This is a genomic window from Bacillus sp. AM 13(2015) (assembly GCF_001518755.1).
GTDB lineage: Bacteria > Bacillota > Bacilli > Bacillales > Bacillaceae > Bacillus > Bacillus safensis.
In genome coordinates this window covers 1-16,824 of sequence record NZ_LKCP01000028.1, presented here as the reverse complement: position 1 = coordinate 16,824, position 16,824 = coordinate 1, and the positions used below count along the sequence as shown (strand labels likewise).

General features: G+C 41.7%; 12 protein-coding genes and 1 pseudogene. 2 read left to right on the top strand and 11 right to left on the bottom strand.

Annotation, left to right across the window (positions count from 1 at the left end; genetic code table 11):
* A pseudogene (locus AOQ70_RS19655) lies at positions 1–268 on the top strand (hypothetical protein); the annotation flags it as partial.
* Positions 269–470: 202 nt separating this feature from the next.
* Positions 471–998, top strand: a complete 528-nt coding sequence (gene bslA / locus AOQ70_RS03235) for a biofilm surface layer hydrophobin BslA (protein ID WP_058837651.1) — start codon at positions 471–473, stop codon at positions 996–998.
* A gap of 232 nt (positions 999–1,230) precedes the next feature.
* Here bslA and mutL read toward each other — a convergent pair whose 3' ends face one another.
* From mutL to rny, 11 genes are all read right to left on the bottom strand, one after another.
* Entirely contained in the window at positions 1,231–3,132 is a 1,902-nt protein-coding gene (gene mutL, locus AOQ70_RS03230; protein ID WP_059374848.1) for a DNA mismatch repair endonuclease MutL, read from the bottom strand.
* 21 nt (positions 3,133–3,153) lie between these two features.
* Positions 3,154–5,730 (bottom strand): DNA mismatch repair protein MutS, encoded by a 2,577-nt coding sequence (mutS, locus tag AOQ70_RS03225; RefSeq protein ID WP_059374847.1) that lies wholly within the window; start codon positions 5,728–5,730, stop codon positions 3,154–3,156.
* A gap of 124 nt (positions 5,731–5,854) precedes the next feature.
* Positions 5,855–6,400, bottom strand: a complete 546-nt coding sequence (gene cotE, locus AOQ70_RS03220) for an outer spore coat protein CotE (protein ID WP_039178732.1) — start codon at positions 6,398–6,400, stop codon at positions 5,855–5,857.
* A gap of 244 nt (positions 6,401–6,644) precedes the next feature.
* A complete protein-coding gene (locus AOQ70_RS03215) occupies positions 6,645–7,079 on the bottom strand; it encodes a RicAFT regulatory complex protein RicA family protein (protein WP_008358013.1) in 435 nt (144 codons plus the stop codon).
* A gap of 1 nt (position 7,080) precedes the next feature.
* Positions 7,081–8,607, bottom strand: coding sequence for a tRNA (N6-isopentenyl adenosine(37)-C2)-methylthiotransferase MiaB (gene miaB / locus AOQ70_RS03210; protein ID WP_034281907.1), 1,527 nt, complete (start codon positions 8,605–8,607; stop codon positions 7,081–7,083).
* A 149-nt stretch (positions 8,608–8,756) separates the two neighbouring features.
* A complete protein-coding gene (locus AOQ70_RS03205; protein ID WP_126681849.1) occupies positions 8,757–9,938 on the bottom strand; it encodes a glycine C-acetyltransferase in 1,182 nt (393 codons plus the stop codon).
* Entirely contained in the window at positions 9,935–10,999 is a 1,065-nt protein-coding gene (tdh, locus tag AOQ70_RS03200; RefSeq protein WP_039178727.1) for an L-threonine 3-dehydrogenase, read from the bottom strand. The genes AOQ70_RS03205 and tdh overlap by 4 nt, the downstream gene beginning before the upstream one ends.
* Positions 11,000–11,172: 173 nt before the next feature.
* Positions 11,173–14,217: an efflux RND transporter permease subunit gene (locus AOQ70_RS03195; protein ID WP_059374845.1), complete on the bottom strand. Its 3,045-nt coding sequence runs from the start codon at positions 14,215–14,217 to the stop codon at positions 11,173–11,175.
* A 202-nt stretch (positions 14,218–14,419) separates the two neighbouring features.
* Positions 14,420–14,680: a stage V sporulation protein SpoVS gene (spoVS, locus tag AOQ70_RS03190; protein ID WP_003211281.1), complete on the bottom strand. Its 261-nt coding sequence runs from the start codon at positions 14,678–14,680 to the stop codon at positions 14,420–14,422.
* Between the two features lie 202 nt (positions 14,681–14,882).
* The gene (locus AOQ70_RS03185) at positions 14,883–15,677 is read right to left on the bottom strand and encodes a TIGR00282 family metallophosphoesterase (RefSeq protein ID WP_058837655.1); all 795 of its coding nucleotides are present in this window, start codon (positions 15,675–15,677) and stop codon (positions 14,883–14,885) included.
* Positions 15,678–15,767: 90 nt separating this feature from the next.
* Positions 15,768–16,824, bottom strand: a 1,057-nt coding sequence (gene rny / locus AOQ70_RS03180; protein ID WP_059374843.1) for a ribonuclease Y, incomplete at its 5' end; no start/stop codon positions are given.

Genomic DNA, 16,824 nt, shown 5'->3' with positions numbered 1-16,824 from the left:
CACATTAAATGTGTATACAGCCAATCATGAGCATATGATCGCACCAAACATGCATGATCATATGAATATGCCAAACCATTATCATAGCGGCAAAAAAGATATGTATAATGCGCACCATCCACATCATCATTCACCCTATTCAACGTTTCCCAATCAGCATGATAACTTTTCAAAGCATATTCCAATGAAGGATCACCATCATCTAGGCCATTATGGTGGATACGGGATGATGCCGCACCATCATACGGTTATCAAGATATGCATATGATGATGCCAACAAACCAACAAATGCCTGGCCATTTTTACGGAATGAATCAACCAAATGCGCTATTCCCCCGCTATTACTAAAGAATGACAAATAAGGGTATAATATCCCATTTAATACCATATGGTAATATGGTAACATTATAGGTAAATAATGGGTGTAATCATCTATTATTTACCTATATTCAACAAGGGGGAAGGAAAAAATGAAAAAAACATGGACGATTCTTATGCTGGGGATGCTCACATTGGTTATGGCGCTGTCAGTACCACTTTCTGCATCTGCTGAAGGAGCCGAAAGCAAAGCATCAACCAATGTAAAGCCAGCTGCGCTTTACGCTAAAATTACAGGAGCTAGTAAGCAGGAATGGTCTTATTCTGACATTGAGCTGACGTACAGCCCAAATTCAGTTTTAAGTCTTGGTACAGTAGAGTTCACATTGCCAAAGGGTTTCCAAGCAACAACGAAAGACATTATGAACGGTAAAGCATTAAAAGACAGCTACATTTTGAACAACGGGCAAACCGTTCGTATTCCGCTCAGATTGGATTTACTTGGAATTTCCAAGTATACATTAAAGCTTTCACATAAAGTACTTCCTGCTGCAGGTACATATACGTTCCGCGCAGAAAATCGAGCACTCAGCATCGGTTCTACATTTTATGCAGAAGATACGCTTGATATTAATACACGGCCAGTTGTGGTCACACCGCCAGATCCTTGCGGATGCTAAAGAAAAAAGCGCTCTGTTAAGAGCGCTTCAGATTGTTGACAAAGGGCTAAAATGATCTTAATTTTAGCCCTTTGTCTTTTTTTCAGCGTGATAGAAAACCTTTGCAGTCTAGGAAGGACGAGCATCGGAGCCGAGCGAATTTGACATTCGTGAGCACCGAAGCGCAGGACTGACAAAGAATGCGCGGGTTTGTCTACACGCTGAGTGCTCTGTTAAGAGCGCTTTTTTTATATCACATCACCCGTTTAAACATTTTCTCCATTTCATAAGTGGAGTGATGAATAATGATCGGCCGGCCGTGCGGACAGGTGAATGGATCCTTCGTTGTCCGGAGTTCATCTAATAAGGCTTTGATTTCATCATGACGCAAATGACGATTTGCTTTGATTGAGCCTTTGCAGCTCATCATAATCGCCGCTTCTTCTCTCAGTTTCTTGATATCAACACGCTTTTCATTAAGCACTTGCTCTATAATTTCTTCGATCAGTTCAGCCTCTTCACCTTTCGGAAACCACTGTGGATGCGACCGAACGATGTAGCTTCCTGAACCAAAGGGCTCTAAGAAGACCCCCACTTTCGCTAGAATATCCTTATGCTCTTCAATGATCAGCATATCGTTTTTAGAGTAGTGAAATGTTAAGGGGACGAGCATTTCTTGCACTTCCTGTTCGATCTCTCCCACCTTCTCACGATAATACTCATACTTGATTCGCTCTTGAGCTGCATGCTGGTCAATGATATAAAGTCCTCGTTCATTTTGAGCCAAAATATATGTGCCGTGCATTTGCCCAATTGGATACATCACAGGGACGCGTTCGTTTTCAGGCATCGTCTCTGTCACATCTTCATATAGTACCGTCTCTTCATCTTCAAATGAAGCGGCGGATTCCTCTAAATGAATACGCTCAGATGATACTTCTTCATAAGATACTGGTGATGATGCTTCTGTCTTCTCTTGTTTAGGCATCCCATATGCATCGTTATAACTTGTCTCGTATATGACCGACTCGTGCGGCTCCGGCTGATAGGTTAGCGGTGTTTCCGCCCTGCTTTGGTTTCCTTGTTTCGCATCAAAGGTTAAGGATTGCTGCTCATTTTTCACAGCTGGTATTGGTGCTTTTTTTGGTACTGAGGCACTTGGAATGAGCTGTTGCTTTTGAAATACTTCCTTAATTCCTTGTTTAATCAGCTCATGAAGTTCCTGTTCTTTACTTAGTCTCACTTCAAGCTTCGAAGGATGAACGTTCACATCCACTAAAATCGGATCCATCTTCATCTCAATAAATGTAATTGGATGACGGCCAATTGGAAGCAGCGTGTGATATCCTTCATGGATCGCTTTCACGAGCGGAAAATGTTTGACATATCGGCCGTTTACAACAGAAGACATATAATTCCGTGATGCCCTCGTCACTTCAGGTAACGAAATATATCCTTTCACTTCAAAATCAAGTGATTGTACGTGGAGCGGCAGCATTTTTTTCGCCACGGCTGTTCCGTAAATGGCCGCAAGTACATGACGCACATCTCCATTTCCATTCGTTTGGAGGAGAACTTTCCCTTGATGACGCAAACGGATCGATACTTCGGGATGTGCTAGCGCAATTCGGTTGACCACATCCGATATATTACCAAGCTCCGTATGAACGGTTTTCATATATTTCAGGCGAGCTGGCGTATTGTAAAATAAATTGGTGACCACAATCTCAGTGCCGCGGCGGCCAGAGGTTTTTTTCTCTGAAATAATCTTCCCGCCTTGCAAAGCTAAGTGTGTCCCAGCTCCTTCGCCAGTACTTGTTTTCATTTCTAAATGAGAGACAGATGCAATACTTGGCAGTGCCTCTCCCCTGAATCCAAGGGTTCTGACACGGAACAGATCATTTTCGTCTTTGATTTTGCTCGTTGCATGACGCTGGAAGGCGAGCTTACAATCTTCAGCATCGATTCCAACACCATTATCAATAATCCTTATAGAAGAAAGACCTGCTTCTTCTACATCGATTTCAATCACTGTACTTTTTGCATCGATCGCATTTTCCACAAGCTCCTTTACAACAGAAGCTGGGCGCTCGACCACTTCACCTGCAGCAATTTTATTGGATAGGTCATCGGATAACTGAATAATCTTTGCCATTTTTGCTCACCTCACCTTACATTATAATTTCTTTTGCAATTCATACAGCTTTGTCATAGCTTCAAGCGGCGTCATATCCATTAGGTTGTATGACTTTAATTCGTCGATGACCGCTTGATCTTTCTGTTTTAGGACAGCTTTTGGCTGCGGTTTCTCCTCTACTTCAAAGAAAGATAGCTGCTGTTTTTCTTCAGTCTTTTCTACTTTTGGTGCTGCAGATACGTTCGGGGTCACGTCATGTGATCCGCTCTCAAGTTCCGTTAAAATGGTCTGGGCTCTATTGATGATGGCATCAGGCAATTCAGCTAGCTGCGCTACATGAATACCATAGCTTTTATCAGCTGCACCTTCTTTGATTTGATGTAAGAAAACGACTGTGCCTTCATGCTCTTCAGCTCGCACATGAACATTTTTGAGCTCGCTTAACTGAGATTCAAGTACCGTAAGCTCATGGTAATGTGTAGAAAATAGGGTTTTGGCCCCAATATGATCATGAACAAATTCAATGATCGCCTGCGCAAGCGCCATTCCATCATAGGTGCTTGTCCCGCGTCCAATTTCATCGAATAAAATCAAGCTGTTTTTCGTTGCGTGCACCATCGCATTTTTTGCTTCGAGCATCTCTACCATAAAAGTACTTTGACCAGAAATCAAATCATCTGCTGCACCAATACGTGTAAAGATTTGATCGAAGATTGGAAGCGTCGCCTTTGACGCAGGCACAAAGCAGCCAATCTGTGCAAGAATCGAGATGAGAGCCATTTGTCTCATATACGTACTTTTCCCTGACATATTCGGTCCAGTGATGAGTAAGGTTTGTCTTCCTTTTCCCATATGGCAGTCATTCGGTACATATTCCTGGTGATCCAGCACTTTTTCAACGACAGGGTGACGGCCATCTTTGACATCCACGTCATCCTCTGAGAATTCCGGACGGATATAACGGCGCTTTTCACTAACAGTCGCAAAGCATTGAAGCGCATCCAGCTCACTCATTTGTTTTGCGAGCGACTGTAATCTAGGAATATAGCCTTTTACTTGCTCCCTGAGAGCTGTAAATAGTTCATATTCCAATTCGTTAATATTTGATTCTGCTTCAAGAATCAGTGCTTCTTTTTCTTTTAATTCAGGTGTGATATACCTCTCTGCATTGGCAAGCGTTTGTTTTCTTTCATAGCGCCCTTCCTCCAGCAGATGTGTATTTGCACGTGTCACTTCGATATAATAACCAAACACTTTATTAAACCCGACTTTTAATGAGCGAATGCCGGTATATTCTCTTTCCTGCTGTTCGAGACGTGCAATCCAGTCCTTTCCGTTTCGGCTGGCATCACGGTATTCATCTAATTTTGCATTGTAGCCATCTTTAATCAAATTGCCTTCTTTTATCGTCATCGGCGGATTTTCATAAAGTGCATCTTCTAATAAATCAAGCAGGTCGCCGCAAGGATCAATCTCATTCGCTCTTGATTTTGCCATTTCCTCTGGTAATGATTGAACGAGTTGTTTAATATCCGGTACTTGTTTTAAGGATTCCTTGAGCTGGATGAGATCACGGGCATTCACGTTGCCAAATGCCACGCGGCCCGCTAGACGCTCAAGATCATATACTTGCTTTAATCGTTCGCGCAGATCCTCGCGCTCAAAGAAATGATCCATCAGAATTTGCACCATTTCCTGGCGCTCGTTAATTTGCGAAAGACGAATGAGCGGCCGGTCGATCCATTGCTTGAGCAGTCTGCCGCCCATCGCTGTTTTTGTTTCATCTAACAGCCATAATAAAGAGCCTTTTTTGCTTTTTGAACGAATCGTTTCTGTTAATTCAAGGTTTCGTTTTGAGTAAAGATCAATTTTCATCGTTTGTTCAAGCTCAAACACTTGAACTTTCTGAAGGTGATCCAAGCTTCTTTTTTGCGTTCTTCTTAAGTAGGCATATAGTGTTAAAAATGCCGTTTTTAACTTGTCGTCAAGATGGGAAACGAGCTGTTCAGCTTCCTCTAATAGTTCATCACTATCTTCGTATGAAATAGTTGCTTGGCAGCGTTCTTTAAGGGTTTTGATTGTTTCCTCATCCAGCTGCTTTGACACCACAATTTCTTTTGCACCAACAGAATAAATTTCTGATACGACTTCATCTAATCGATCGATGAAAGCCGCCATGTTTTCACCTGTTGATAAATCAGACAGCGCAAGACCGTATCCATTTTGAAAGCTGGTAACAGACGCAATGAAGTTGTTCTCGTTTTCACTTAAACCTTTACCATCCATGACGGTACCTGGTGTAATCAGTTGAACAACTTCTCTTTTGACTACACCTTTTGCCGTTTTAGGGTCTTCCACCTGCTCACAAATGGCGACCTTGTAGCCTTTTGAAATCAACTGTTCTATGTATGCAGAAGCAGAATGATATGGAACGCCGCACATTGGAATGGTGCCGCCGTCTCTGCTTGTTAGCGTAATTTCCAGTTCTTGCGCCGCTTCTTTCGCATCATCAAAAAACATCTCATAAAAATCGCCTAAGCGAAAAAATAAAAAGGCATCTTGATAATCTGCCTTGATCTTTAAATATTGCTGTATCATGGGCGTATAACTTGCCATATTTCTAATCCCTCACTATATTACTTTCGAATTCATACCATCTTCAATTATAGCATAAAAAATCACCTTTTTTCTCCTAGATCAGGCACAAAAAAACTAGGGGGATATGCGCCCTAGTCATTTATTACTCTTCTGGATCACCTGCTAGGAACTCTGGATGAATATCCTCTAACTCCTCATCCACTTCCTCTTCCCACTCGTGATCATCTTTTTCTTTCCAGTCTGAATTGACCTCTACAACAATTTTTGTTTCACCGACTACCTCAGCAATGAACTCACGCTCTGCCTGAACGATAATTTTATTGCCATTTGGAGAAATGGTCACTTCTAAGCAATTGGGCTGCTGCAAAACTTTCGCAATCACTTCGTGCTCATCATCAAGGAAATTTTTATCTTTATATCTCAGTTTAATGATGTCTACATACTTCACACGCTCTGTGACGACTTCTGTTTTCGTGTTGTCAGCGTAAGAGTACCATACGTTAATATCAAATGTTCCTTCGATCTCAACCGTTTTACCGACCTTTTCAGCATCATACTTATGATTAATGATCCAACCACCTAAGATGCTGGTTGGTTTTTGCGATGGAGAAATGGTGTGTGTGCTTTGGGTGAATTTCCTCCCTTTTGCAACCACCGCTTTTGTAATAATTTCTCTGTATTCAGACATTCCGGCATGCCTCCTTGTTCTTGATCGTTTTATCTTATGCTGGGCATTCGTCTAGTGTGTCACGATTTTGAACTTCATGTTCAATTAAATTCATTTCTGTTTCAGTGTATGCATGGTCGCCCATAAACTTGCCTTGAAAATTGGAAAAGTTGGAGAGTGAGAGGTTTGGAGTTGATGAAACATGAAGAGAATGGGTAGTGCATTTCAATAGGAAAACAAAAAACCCCGCATCTGCGGGGTTTTCTCATTTAATGGAGCAACTTGGTGATGAGTTTTTCACTTTTGAACCGGTTTCTCCTAATAAGAGGTCACCGCCGGTTGAAAGAATGATTTCATCTGTTACTTGATTCGAAATTGTGTGCGCTACAAGCTGAAGCAGGGAATTGACTTCCATTTGTGATTCTTTGAATTCTTGAATGACTGGGATGTCATCCAGTTCTTCTTGCAGGGCATCGATTTTTTCTTCGACTTGCTTTAAGGCTTCATGTTTGCCGTAATGCTTTAAGTTCACAGCTTGTTTTTGAAGCGCCTTAATTTGATTAATGATCGTTGAAATTTTTGTATTTTCATTGATTTGCGCTTCTGCTTTTTTGAAGAAATCAACTTCTTCCGTTTCAGAAATCATTTTAGCGAGCTCTCTTGCGCGCTCGACAATCTCTTTCTTTGAATAAAGTGTCATTTTAATTCACCTCGATAGCTTCTCCAACCATTTCTCCGTCAAGAGACCAAGTTTTGGCTTGTGTGATTTTCACTTTGACGATGTTGCCAATCGCTTCTTTTGGTGCTTTAAAATTCACAAGCTTGCTTTTACTTGTATATCCGGCTAGGATCTCAGGGTTATTTTTACTTTCACCCTCTACTAATACTTCGACAATCTGCCCTTCATATTCCTTCATTTTTTTCGCAGAAATTTCATTCACAAGTGCATTTAAGCGCTGCAGACGTTCTTTTTTCACACGCATTGGCACGTTGTCTTTCATTTTCGCTGCCGGCGTTCCTTCTCTTGGAGAATAAATGAACGTATAAGCGGCATCAAACTCAACCTCGCGATAGAGGGAAAGTGTTTCTTCAAACTGCTCATCTGTTTCATTTGGGAACCCAACAATAATGTCCGTTGTTAATGAAGCATTCGGCATAGCTTCTTTGATTTTGCGCACAAGATCAAGGTAGCGCTCACGGTCATATTTTCTCGCCATAAGCTTCAGCACAGAAGAACTTCCGGATTGTACTGGCAGATGAATATGATCAAGAAGATTTCCGCCCTTGGCTAGCACTTCAATTAAGTGATCATCAAAATCACGCGGGTGACTTGTTGTAAAACGGATACGTGGAATATCAATTTTTCGCAGCTCATCCATCAGGTGGCCAAGCCCATACTCCATATCTTCAAAATCTTTTCCATATGCATTCACGTTTTGACCAAGAAGGGTAATTTCCTTATATCCTTCTGCTGCTAAACGTCTGACCTCTTGAATAATTTCATCTGGGCGGCGGCTTCTTTCCTTGCCGCGCGTATAAGGCACGATACAGTATGTACAGAATTTATCACAGCCGTACATAATATTCACCCAGCCCTTGATTTTACCTTGACGGGCTCTCGGAAGGTTCTCAATCACATCGCCTTCTTTTGACCAAACCTCAATGACCATTTCTTTTGAAAGGTAACATTCAGATAACAGCTCTGGCAGGCGGTGAATGTTGTGCGTGCCGAAAATCAAATCAACAAATGGGTGTTTCTTCAAAATACGGCTCACGACAGATTCTTCTTGTGACATACATCCGCATACACCTAAAATTAAATCTGGCTTTTCGCGTTTTAATGCTTTTAAATGACCAAGCTCTCCAAACACTTTATTTTCTGCATTTTCTCGAATAGCACAAGTGTTTAATAAGATGACATTTGCATCTTCAGTTGAATTTGTTGGTTCATAGCCAAGCGCCATAAAAATACCAGCCATCACTTCTGTGTCATGCTCATTCATTTGACAGCCATATGTGCGAATATAAAACTTGCGGCCGTTCCCTAACCCTTGAAACTGCTCGTCAATTTGAAATTGATTGTATTCGACTTCTTCTTTACCCCGTTTTTTTGCATCTTTTAAGGAAGGCGGAATGTACACAGCTTCAAAATATTTGCTGTAGTCCTTCTCGGATTTTTTGTCCGATGAACTTACTTGTCCGCTCGCTTTTCTCTGCTCTTCATTCATGAATTTGTACTCCTTTCAAACCAAGTTCCACCCTACAGTATAGACTATTTTGTGATGAATTGAAAATAAATCATATACGGTTCTTCTATGAAAATTGTCTATTAGTCATAACCATTTTTCATAAAAAGAAAAAGAGAGCCTGCGCTCTCTCAATCAAGTATGTTCAGTTTTTTTGCTTCTTCTTCAATGATTGTCAGTGCCCGGTCTAGTTCTTCTTTTGTGTGCTCGGCTGTGATGATGGCTCTAATTCTTGCCTTGCCTTTTGCTACTGTTGGGAAGGCGATGCCTTGAGCAAACACGCCTCGTTCTATTAAAGCTTTTGAGAAACGAAAAGTAAGTGCTTCGTCTCCAATCATGATTGGGATAATCGGTGTCTCTGTTGGGGCGACTTGGAATCCAAGGCTGATGACCTTTTCTTTAAAATAAGCGGCGTTCTCCCAAAGTGTATCGATTCGCTCCGGTTCATCTAACAGTACTTCAATCGCTTCTTCACACGCTCTAGTCACAGCGGGCGGATGTGAGGTGCTGAATAAAAACGGTCTTGCTTTATGTTTTAAATAATCAATTAAAACCGCTGAACCAGCTACGTAACCGCCGAGCACTCCGACAGCCTTACTAAGGGTCCCGACCTGTATGTGCACTCTGCCGTCGAGTTTAAAATGGTTGACCGTCCCGCGGCCATTCTCGCCAAGCACGCCCGAGGCATGCGCATCGTCTACCATGACAAATGCATCATATGCTTCTGCTAGCCTGACGATTTCAGGAAGTGGCGCGATATCACCATCCATTGAGAAAACACCGTCTGTTACGATGAGACGGACGCGATAATTCATTGATTTTTTCAAAATCTTCTCCAGCTCTTCCATATTGGAATGACTGTATACCTTTTTATCAGCTTTGGTTAATCGGATTCCATCAATAATTGAGGCATGATTCAGTTCATCCGAAATGACAATATCATCTTTTGTCAGGATACTCGATAAAACTCCTTGGTTGGTCGTAAAGCCTGATTGGAACACAAGGGCTGCCTCTGTCTTTTTAAATGCAGCAAGCTTTTTTTCAAGACGTTCATGCATTGTCATTGTGCCGGCGATGGTTCGTACGGATCCTGTACCCGCTCCGAATTCATCAATCGCCTCTTTTGCTGCTTTCATCAGCCTTGGGTGCGAGGTGAGGCCTAAGTAGTTATTTGAGGAGAGTTGTATAACAGATTGTTCATTTAATGTAACAGTGGATGATTGTTTTGAGTCGATCTCTTTTAAGGTTTGGTGGGTGCCTTGCTGCTTCATTGTTTCCAATTCATCTTGTAAATACGTGAATTCCTTCATCATTTCTTCCCCCTTTGATATGATGGCATCATCAGTACGACTTTTCCGCACGTACCATTCCGCATGAGTTCAAAGCCCTTTTCGAACTCTTCAAATGGCAGTGTGTGAGTGACAACTGGCTTTACATCAATGGTATTCGTTCTTAACAGCTCAGATACTTGACGCCACGTCTCAAACATTTTTCTCCCCGTGATCCCTTGCACAGTTAATCCCCTAAAAACAATCTGGTTCGTAATATCAATTGTCACTGGCCGTTCTGGCAAGCTTAGTATATTGACTTTTCCTCCATTTGCACAAGCTTCGAGTGCTTGATTAATGGCAGCTGGATGACCTGACATCTCACACATTACGTCTGCCCCTTCCATCCGCGTGAGCTGCTTAATCATCGCGACTGGATCATCTTTTCCAATATCCACGATATGATCTGCACCCATTTTTCGGGCTAGATCGAGCCTGTATTCATTTTTATCAACGGCGAACACTTGAACAGCTCCAGAAGCTTTTGCGACAGCGATTGCCATTAAGCCGATTGGTCCGCAGCCAAAAATCGCCACAGATTTACCTGAAACAGGTGTGTGCAGTACTGTATGGACAGCATTTCCTAGCGGCTCTTGTATAGAGGCAAGCTCAACTGGCATTTGAGCCGGATTATGCCACACATTTTGTTCAGGTATTTTGACATATTCAGCAAAACAGCCATCAATGTCTACCCCTAAAATTTTCGTTTCACTGCACAAATGCTGCTGCCCTGTTAAGCACATATAACATTGATTACATACAACATGCGTCTCAGCCGATACAAAATCCCCTACTTTTGCTCGTGAGACCTGCTTCCCCACTTTGACAACTTCCCCTGTAAATTCATGACCAAAAATGTAGGGCGCTTTGACTCGCCCCTTAGCCCAGTCATCCCAATTATAAATATGCACGTCTGTTCCGCATATCGAAGTGGCTTTCACCTTTATCAATACTTCATGATCTTTGATTTCTGGAATCGGCATCTCCGTAAGCACCGCTCCGTAAGCGCTTTCTTTTTTAACAATTGCTTTCATCGTTCCACACATGACGTACAACCCCTTTGTTAAAAAACTTCTCCCAATCAGATTTTAACACGACTTATTTTAGTCGTAAACACCACTGTCTACTAGATAAAGACAAATGAACACCCCACATATTTTTTTAGATATTTTCTAAAAAAAAAGCAAATCTCCGGTTGAAAGGACATTTGCTTTCATCGTCAGCGTTTCTTTGAAACGGCAACATATAGGGCTGGCACAATAAATAATGTCAGAATCGTTGAGAAAAAGACACCTGATACAATGCAGATGGCCAGCGGCTTAAAGAGTGGATCATGACTTAATGCAACAGGCATTAATGCAACTAATGCCGTAAATGCTGTTAAAAGTATCGGTCTAATCCTTGCTCTTCCCGCTTCAATGACGGCTGTCTGTTGATCAAATCCTTGCTTGCGCCGCTGTTCAATAAATTCGAATAAGACGACCGCATTTCGAACGACAATACCAGCCAATGAGACAATTCCCATTGTTGCCATAAAGCTGAATGGCGTTTGTGTGACAAACAGTCCGATAATGGCTCCTGATACGGCTAAGTAAACCGTTCCTAGAACTAACAGTGGAAGCATCAATGAATTGAACTGGAATGCGATGGTCACGTAAATGAGCAGCAGGACAACCGCAAATAAGAGACTAATTTCAATAAAGAACTGGGTCTGATTTTCATTTTCTCCACCTTGTGAAATGGTCAAATCCTTCGCTGCCGCGCTTTTCCCCACTTGATTAACGACTTCTTTCATATCGTCTTTAAACGAATCTGATGCGCCGGGATACGCCTTTAGCGTAATGGTTGGAACTCCATTTTCATGTGGAATGCTTTCATACTGCTCTGTTTCTTTTTCTGTTACATATCGGCTAAGCGGCTCAAGTTGAGGCATACCACCCTCGTTTGTCTTCACAGGCACTTTCAATTCTTTTAGCTTTAAACCATTTTGATGTGTACCTATATCCTGTTTTACCACTAAATCGATATCATTTGTTCCTTGTTTAAAGGTACCTAATGGAATCCCTTCTGTCACAAGCCCAAGCTGTCTGCTGACAAATTGAGCACTGAGCCCATCCTCTGCCATTCGCTCACGGTTTAATTCAAAGGAGATCGTTTTTACCGGCTTATTGACATCATCTGTAATCAAGCTTGCTCCTTTGTCTTTCATTTCATTTGTCAGCGTTTCTTTGACATCAATGAGCTTTGTGAAAGAGTCACCTGCAACTGTTACTGTTACTGGCGCTCCAGTGGGCGGTCCTTGAACAATAGTTTTCATAAAGAGATCAGCCTCTTTGAATTTCTCTCGCAAAGGCTCGGTCATACGATCTATCAATGCCTTACTTGTCATCTGATCATTGTCTACTCTTACAACAATCTGACCAGTGTGGTCACTTGCATTTGAAATACTTTCATTAAACAGATTCGGCACCCCGCCGCCTGCAAAAATCGCCGTTTCTTCAATGCCTTTTTGCTGCTTAATTTCTTGTTCTATTTTCTTTAGTGTTTCATTTGTTTTGTCTAATGTTGTTTCACTTGGAAGCGTGACCGTGACGACCACTTCTTTCTTATTCGCCGCAGGGAAAAATTCAAATGGTGTGACGAAAATAAGTAAAAAAGCAAGCGTTGCAACAAGCAAGCCACTTAGTCCAATAACGAGCGGCCGCTTCACAATGTTTTTCAGCACACGGTCTGCATAGAAATCCGCCAGCTTTTTTAATGGTTTTCCTAGGAAGCCCGGCTCTTTTTGACTCTTCTTGTTCTTTCTTTTCCTGTTCACAGTATATTGATAGACCGGCACAAGTGTCAGCGAAATCACCATGGACGCAAGCACAGTCGTTACTAGAACAGACGGTAGTGCCCGAATAAATGAACCGTTTGCACCTGATAAGAAAAGAAGAGGCAGGAAAGCAAACACAACAGCAAGTGTTGATGTCAAAATGGACCCTGCGACTTCTTTTACGCCAGCAATTGTTCCTTTAAGCGGACTTTCGTATTTTTTCATTTGTCTTAAAATATTATCATTGACGACAATCGCATCATCGACAAGTATCCCTAAGGCAATGATAAAGCCGATGATCGAAATTTGATTGAGATCCACTTGTAAAAATGGCAGCGGAATGGTTCCAATTGTAATGGATAGCGGAATGGCGAGTGAAACGATAAACGCCCCGCCAATCGTGAGTCCAAGTGTAGTAACGATAATGACAGCGATGACTGCAACAATGGCTTCTTTTATTAAATCATTGAAAATGGCATCCACTTCACTTTTTTGTGAATAGTAGTCTACCCACTCCACCCCATTTGGCAGCTGCTTTTCTTTCTCAATGACATCATTGACTTTGTCATACATTTTAGGAATATCAAGCCCTGGTTTAATATTCACTGTAAATGAATAGGCGGGCTTTCCGTTATAGGACACAATATCACTTTTCTCTTTTTCTACTTCTTTTAAGCTGCCAAGCTGACTAATTTTGACCGGCTCTTGTTTTGTTTTTGAGAAAAGCTCAATTTTTTTGACTTGATCTAAGCGGTCATATGTATCGATGGACAGCTTGACCTTCTCTTTACCTGACCGAATATCGCCTAGTGGAGATGTGTCAAATTCCTGATTGATGGCATTTGTGACATCAGTTACATTTAACCCTTCCCCCTCCAGCTTGTTTGAATCTAAGTTTAATATCGCTTGTTTGTCATTGAAGCCTTTGATAACGACATTGTCTACCCCTTTGATGTCCTCTACTTTTTCCTTCAATGCACGCAGCGATTTCTGACTCTTTGCTAAGTCCGATGATTGACTCGACACAATCATATAAGAACCAACGGGTACGCTGCCGAACTCATCCTTTACATCCGGCTCCATCACTCCCTCAGGAAAAGATGACGCAGCACTTGTCGTTTCATTCTTAATTTGACTTGCCACCTTTTGAAAGTCGGCTTGATCCTCAATTTCAAGCACAATATTTGAGAAACCAATGGCAGAAACCGAGCTCGTTTTCTCTACACCATTGATATCAGATAAAGCTGATTCCAGCTTATTGGTGACGTCTCTTTCCACCTGTTTTGCATCTGCACCAGGGAAAACGGTAGAAATCGTGACGAGATTCGCCTCGAATTCTGGCAGTTCTCGTTTAGGAAGCTGCGCGAATAAATAGCCGCCAGCAATGAGAACGATAAAAAATAAAATAAAAACAAGCTTTCCTCTTTTCAAAAAAGCTTCAAACATTATTTCACCTACTTAAATATTTATTTTTGATGAAGTAAATTCAACTTAATCTTAATTTATCATCATGGTGAAAAAATGCAAGCTCTAATATGTCATTTTTATCTATTTCACGAACTGAATATGTTATATAAGAAATGTATAGCGGTAAACAAAAACAACCTGCTTACATGATGTAAGCAGGTTGAAAATAATAAAATTAGAATTATCGTGGCTCAACAATCAATTTGATGGCTGTTCTTTCTTCTCCATCGATCAGAATGTCAGTAAAGGCTGGAATGCATATCAAATCCACTCCGCTTGGCGCAACAAATCCCCTTGCAATGGCGACAGCCTTAACCGCCTGATTCAGTGCTCCAGCGCCGATTGCTTGTATTTCCGCTGCACCGCGTTCACGTAAAACGCCCGCTAATGCTCCTGCTACTGAATTCGGATTTGACTTTGCTGAAACTTTTAAAATTTCCATTTCTGCTCCCCCTTAAATTTACAATGGATAAGTGAGTGTTCATTAGAACAATCTTTGTTAGATGATGCTATTTTTTTGAAAATCCATCCCCAAAATGTTTTTCAAAAATAGCAGGCTACCTACCATTTTTACTATATTCACGATAGAGGGCGCATATTCCTTCTTTCTGATTAATATTTTTCTGAAATAAATATGTGAACATTTATTCAAAGAAAATATGGTCATCATTTATCAAAATTCGATCAATTTTGACAGCTTTTTTCGACTGTTCGTCAATTTCTACGATGACTGCACTTAACGTCGTGCGGCCTTCCGCAATTTCAAACCGGACTGGGAGACTTGTTTTGAATCGTTTAATAATCGTTTCTCGGTCAACACCTAAAATGCCATCATAAGGTCCTGTCATCCCAACATCTGAAATATACGCAGTTCCTTTTGGCAATACGCGGTTATCTGCTGTTTGAACATGTGTATGCGTTCCAACGACACATGATGCACGGCCGTCTGTATACCAGCCCATTGCTTGCTTTTCACTTGTGGCTTCACCATGAAAATCAATAAAAATAAACGGTGTCCGTTTGGATGCTTCCGCAATTAATTCATCTACTTTTTGAAATGGGCAGTCAATTGGCGGTAAAAACGTACGTCCTTGCAGGTTAATGACAGCCAATTCTTTTCCTTGTTTTTTAATAAACGTGAGACCTTTTCCAGGTGTGCCTTCTGGGAAGTTAGCAGGACGGACTATATGGGCTGCATCATCGATGAAATCGAAAATGTCTCTTTTATCCCATGTATGGTTGCCCATTGTGAGCACATCAGCTCCTGCTTGCAGGAGCTCATGATAGATTTTTTCAGTCAGGCCTTTCCCGTGAGCAGCATTTTCTCCGTTGACAATGGTAAAGTGCGGCTGATATTTTTTCTTCAGCTTTGGCAAGTATTCTTTCAGTGTGTCTCTGCCAGGTGAACCGACGATATCTCCAACAAATAATATTTTCATGCGCTTTTGAACCCTTTCTCTTATAAATTGATCTTCTTATCAGTGTTGCATATTTACACAAAAAAATAAAGCGGCGCTAAGCGCACCGCTCTATTTTGCATACTCTACTGCGCGAGTTTCTCGAATGACTGTCACTTTAATGTGACCAGGGTAATCGAGCTCGTCCTCAATTCGCTTACGAATATCCCTTGCTAGACGGTGAGCTTCAAGATCATTAATTGAATCTGGCTTCACCATAATACGTACTTCACGTCCAGCCTGTATCGCAAACGATTTTTCAACACCTTCATAAGATTCAGAGATATCTTCTAATTTCTCAAGTCTCCGAATGTAATTTTCAAGCGTCTCACTTCTTGCACCAGGGCGTGCTGCAGATAATGCATCAGCTGCCGCAACAAGAACAGCGATAATAGATGTCGGTTCTTGGTCACCGTGGTGAGAGGCAATACTGTTGATGACAACAGGATGCTCTTTATATTTCGTCGCAAGCTCAACGCCAATTTCTACGTGGCTTCCTTCTACTTCATGATCAATGGCTTTTCCAATGTCATGCAGAAGACCTGCTCGTTTTGCAAGCTTTGCATCTTCTCCAAGCTCTGAAGCCATGAGACCTGCAAGATGTGCAACCTCAATTGAATGCTTCAGGACATTTTGTCCATAACTTGTACGGAATTTCAAGCGGCCGAGAATTTTGATAAGATCCGGATGCAGACCGTGAACTCCGACTTCGAATGTCGTTTGCTCACCCATCTCGCGGATATAATCATCGACTTCACGGCGTGATTTTTCCACCATTTCTTCAATTCGTGCAGGATGAATGCGGCCATCCTGGACTAGCTTGTCCAGAGCTATCCTCGCTGTTTCACGTCTAATCGGATCAAAGCCCGATAGGATAACAGCTTCAGGTGTATCATCTATGATCAAGTCAATACCAGTTAACGTTTCTAACGTACGGATATTTCGTCCTTCACGTCCGATAATACGACCTTTCATCTCATCATTTGGAAGATTGACTACAGATACCGTTGTTTCAGCTACATGATCAGCTGCACAACGCTGTAACGCAAGTGAAAGAATGTTTTTCGCCTTTTTGTCAGCCTCTTCTTTCGCTCGGTTTTCAGATTCTTTCGTCATGACTGCAATGTCG

What these genes read in the sequence shown, in the direction of transcription:
- mutL (WP_059374848.1), bottom strand. Translation starts at nt 3,132, where the DNA reads ATGGCAAAGATTATTCAGTTATCCGATGACCTATCCAATAAAATTGCT.
- bslA (WP_058837651.1), top strand. Translation starts at nt 471, where the DNA reads ATGAAAAAAACATGGACGATTCTTATGCTGGGGATGCTCACATTGGTT.
- AOQ70_RS03205 (WP_126681849.1), bottom strand. Translation starts at nt 9,938, where the DNA reads ATGATGAAGGAATTCACGTATTTACAAGATGAATTGGAAACAATGAAG.
- spoVS (WP_003211281.1), bottom strand. Translation starts at nt 14,680, where the DNA reads ATGGAAATTTTAAAAGTTTCAGCAAAGTCAAATCCGAATTCAGTAGCA.
- AOQ70_RS03185 (WP_058837655.1), bottom strand. Translation starts at nt 15,677, where the DNA reads ATGAAAATATTATTTGTTGGAGATATCGTCGGTTCACCTGGCAGAGAC.
- miaB (WP_034281907.1), bottom strand. Translation starts at nt 8,607, where the DNA reads ATGAATGAAGAGCAGAGAAAAGCGAGCGGACAAGTAAGTTCATCGGAC.
- mutS (WP_059374847.1), bottom strand. Translation starts at nt 5,730, where the DNA reads ATGGCAAGTTATACGCCCATGATACAGCAATATTTAAAGATCAAGGCA.
- AOQ70_RS03215 (WP_008358013.1), bottom strand. Translation starts at nt 7,079, where the DNA reads ATGACACTTTATTCAAAGAAAGAGATTGTCGAGCGCGCAAGAGAGCTC.
- cotE (WP_039178732.1), bottom strand. Translation starts at nt 6,400, where the DNA reads ATGTCTGAATACAGAGAAATTATTACAAAAGCGGTGGTTGCAAAAGGG.
- tdh (WP_039178727.1), bottom strand. Translation starts at nt 10,999, where the DNA reads ATGTGTGGAACGATGAAAGCAATTGTTAAAAAAGAAAGCGCTTACGGA.
- AOQ70_RS03195 (WP_059374845.1), bottom strand. Translation starts at nt 14,217, where the DNA reads ATGTTTGAAGCTTTTTTGAAAAGAGGAAAGCTTGTTTTTATTTTATTT.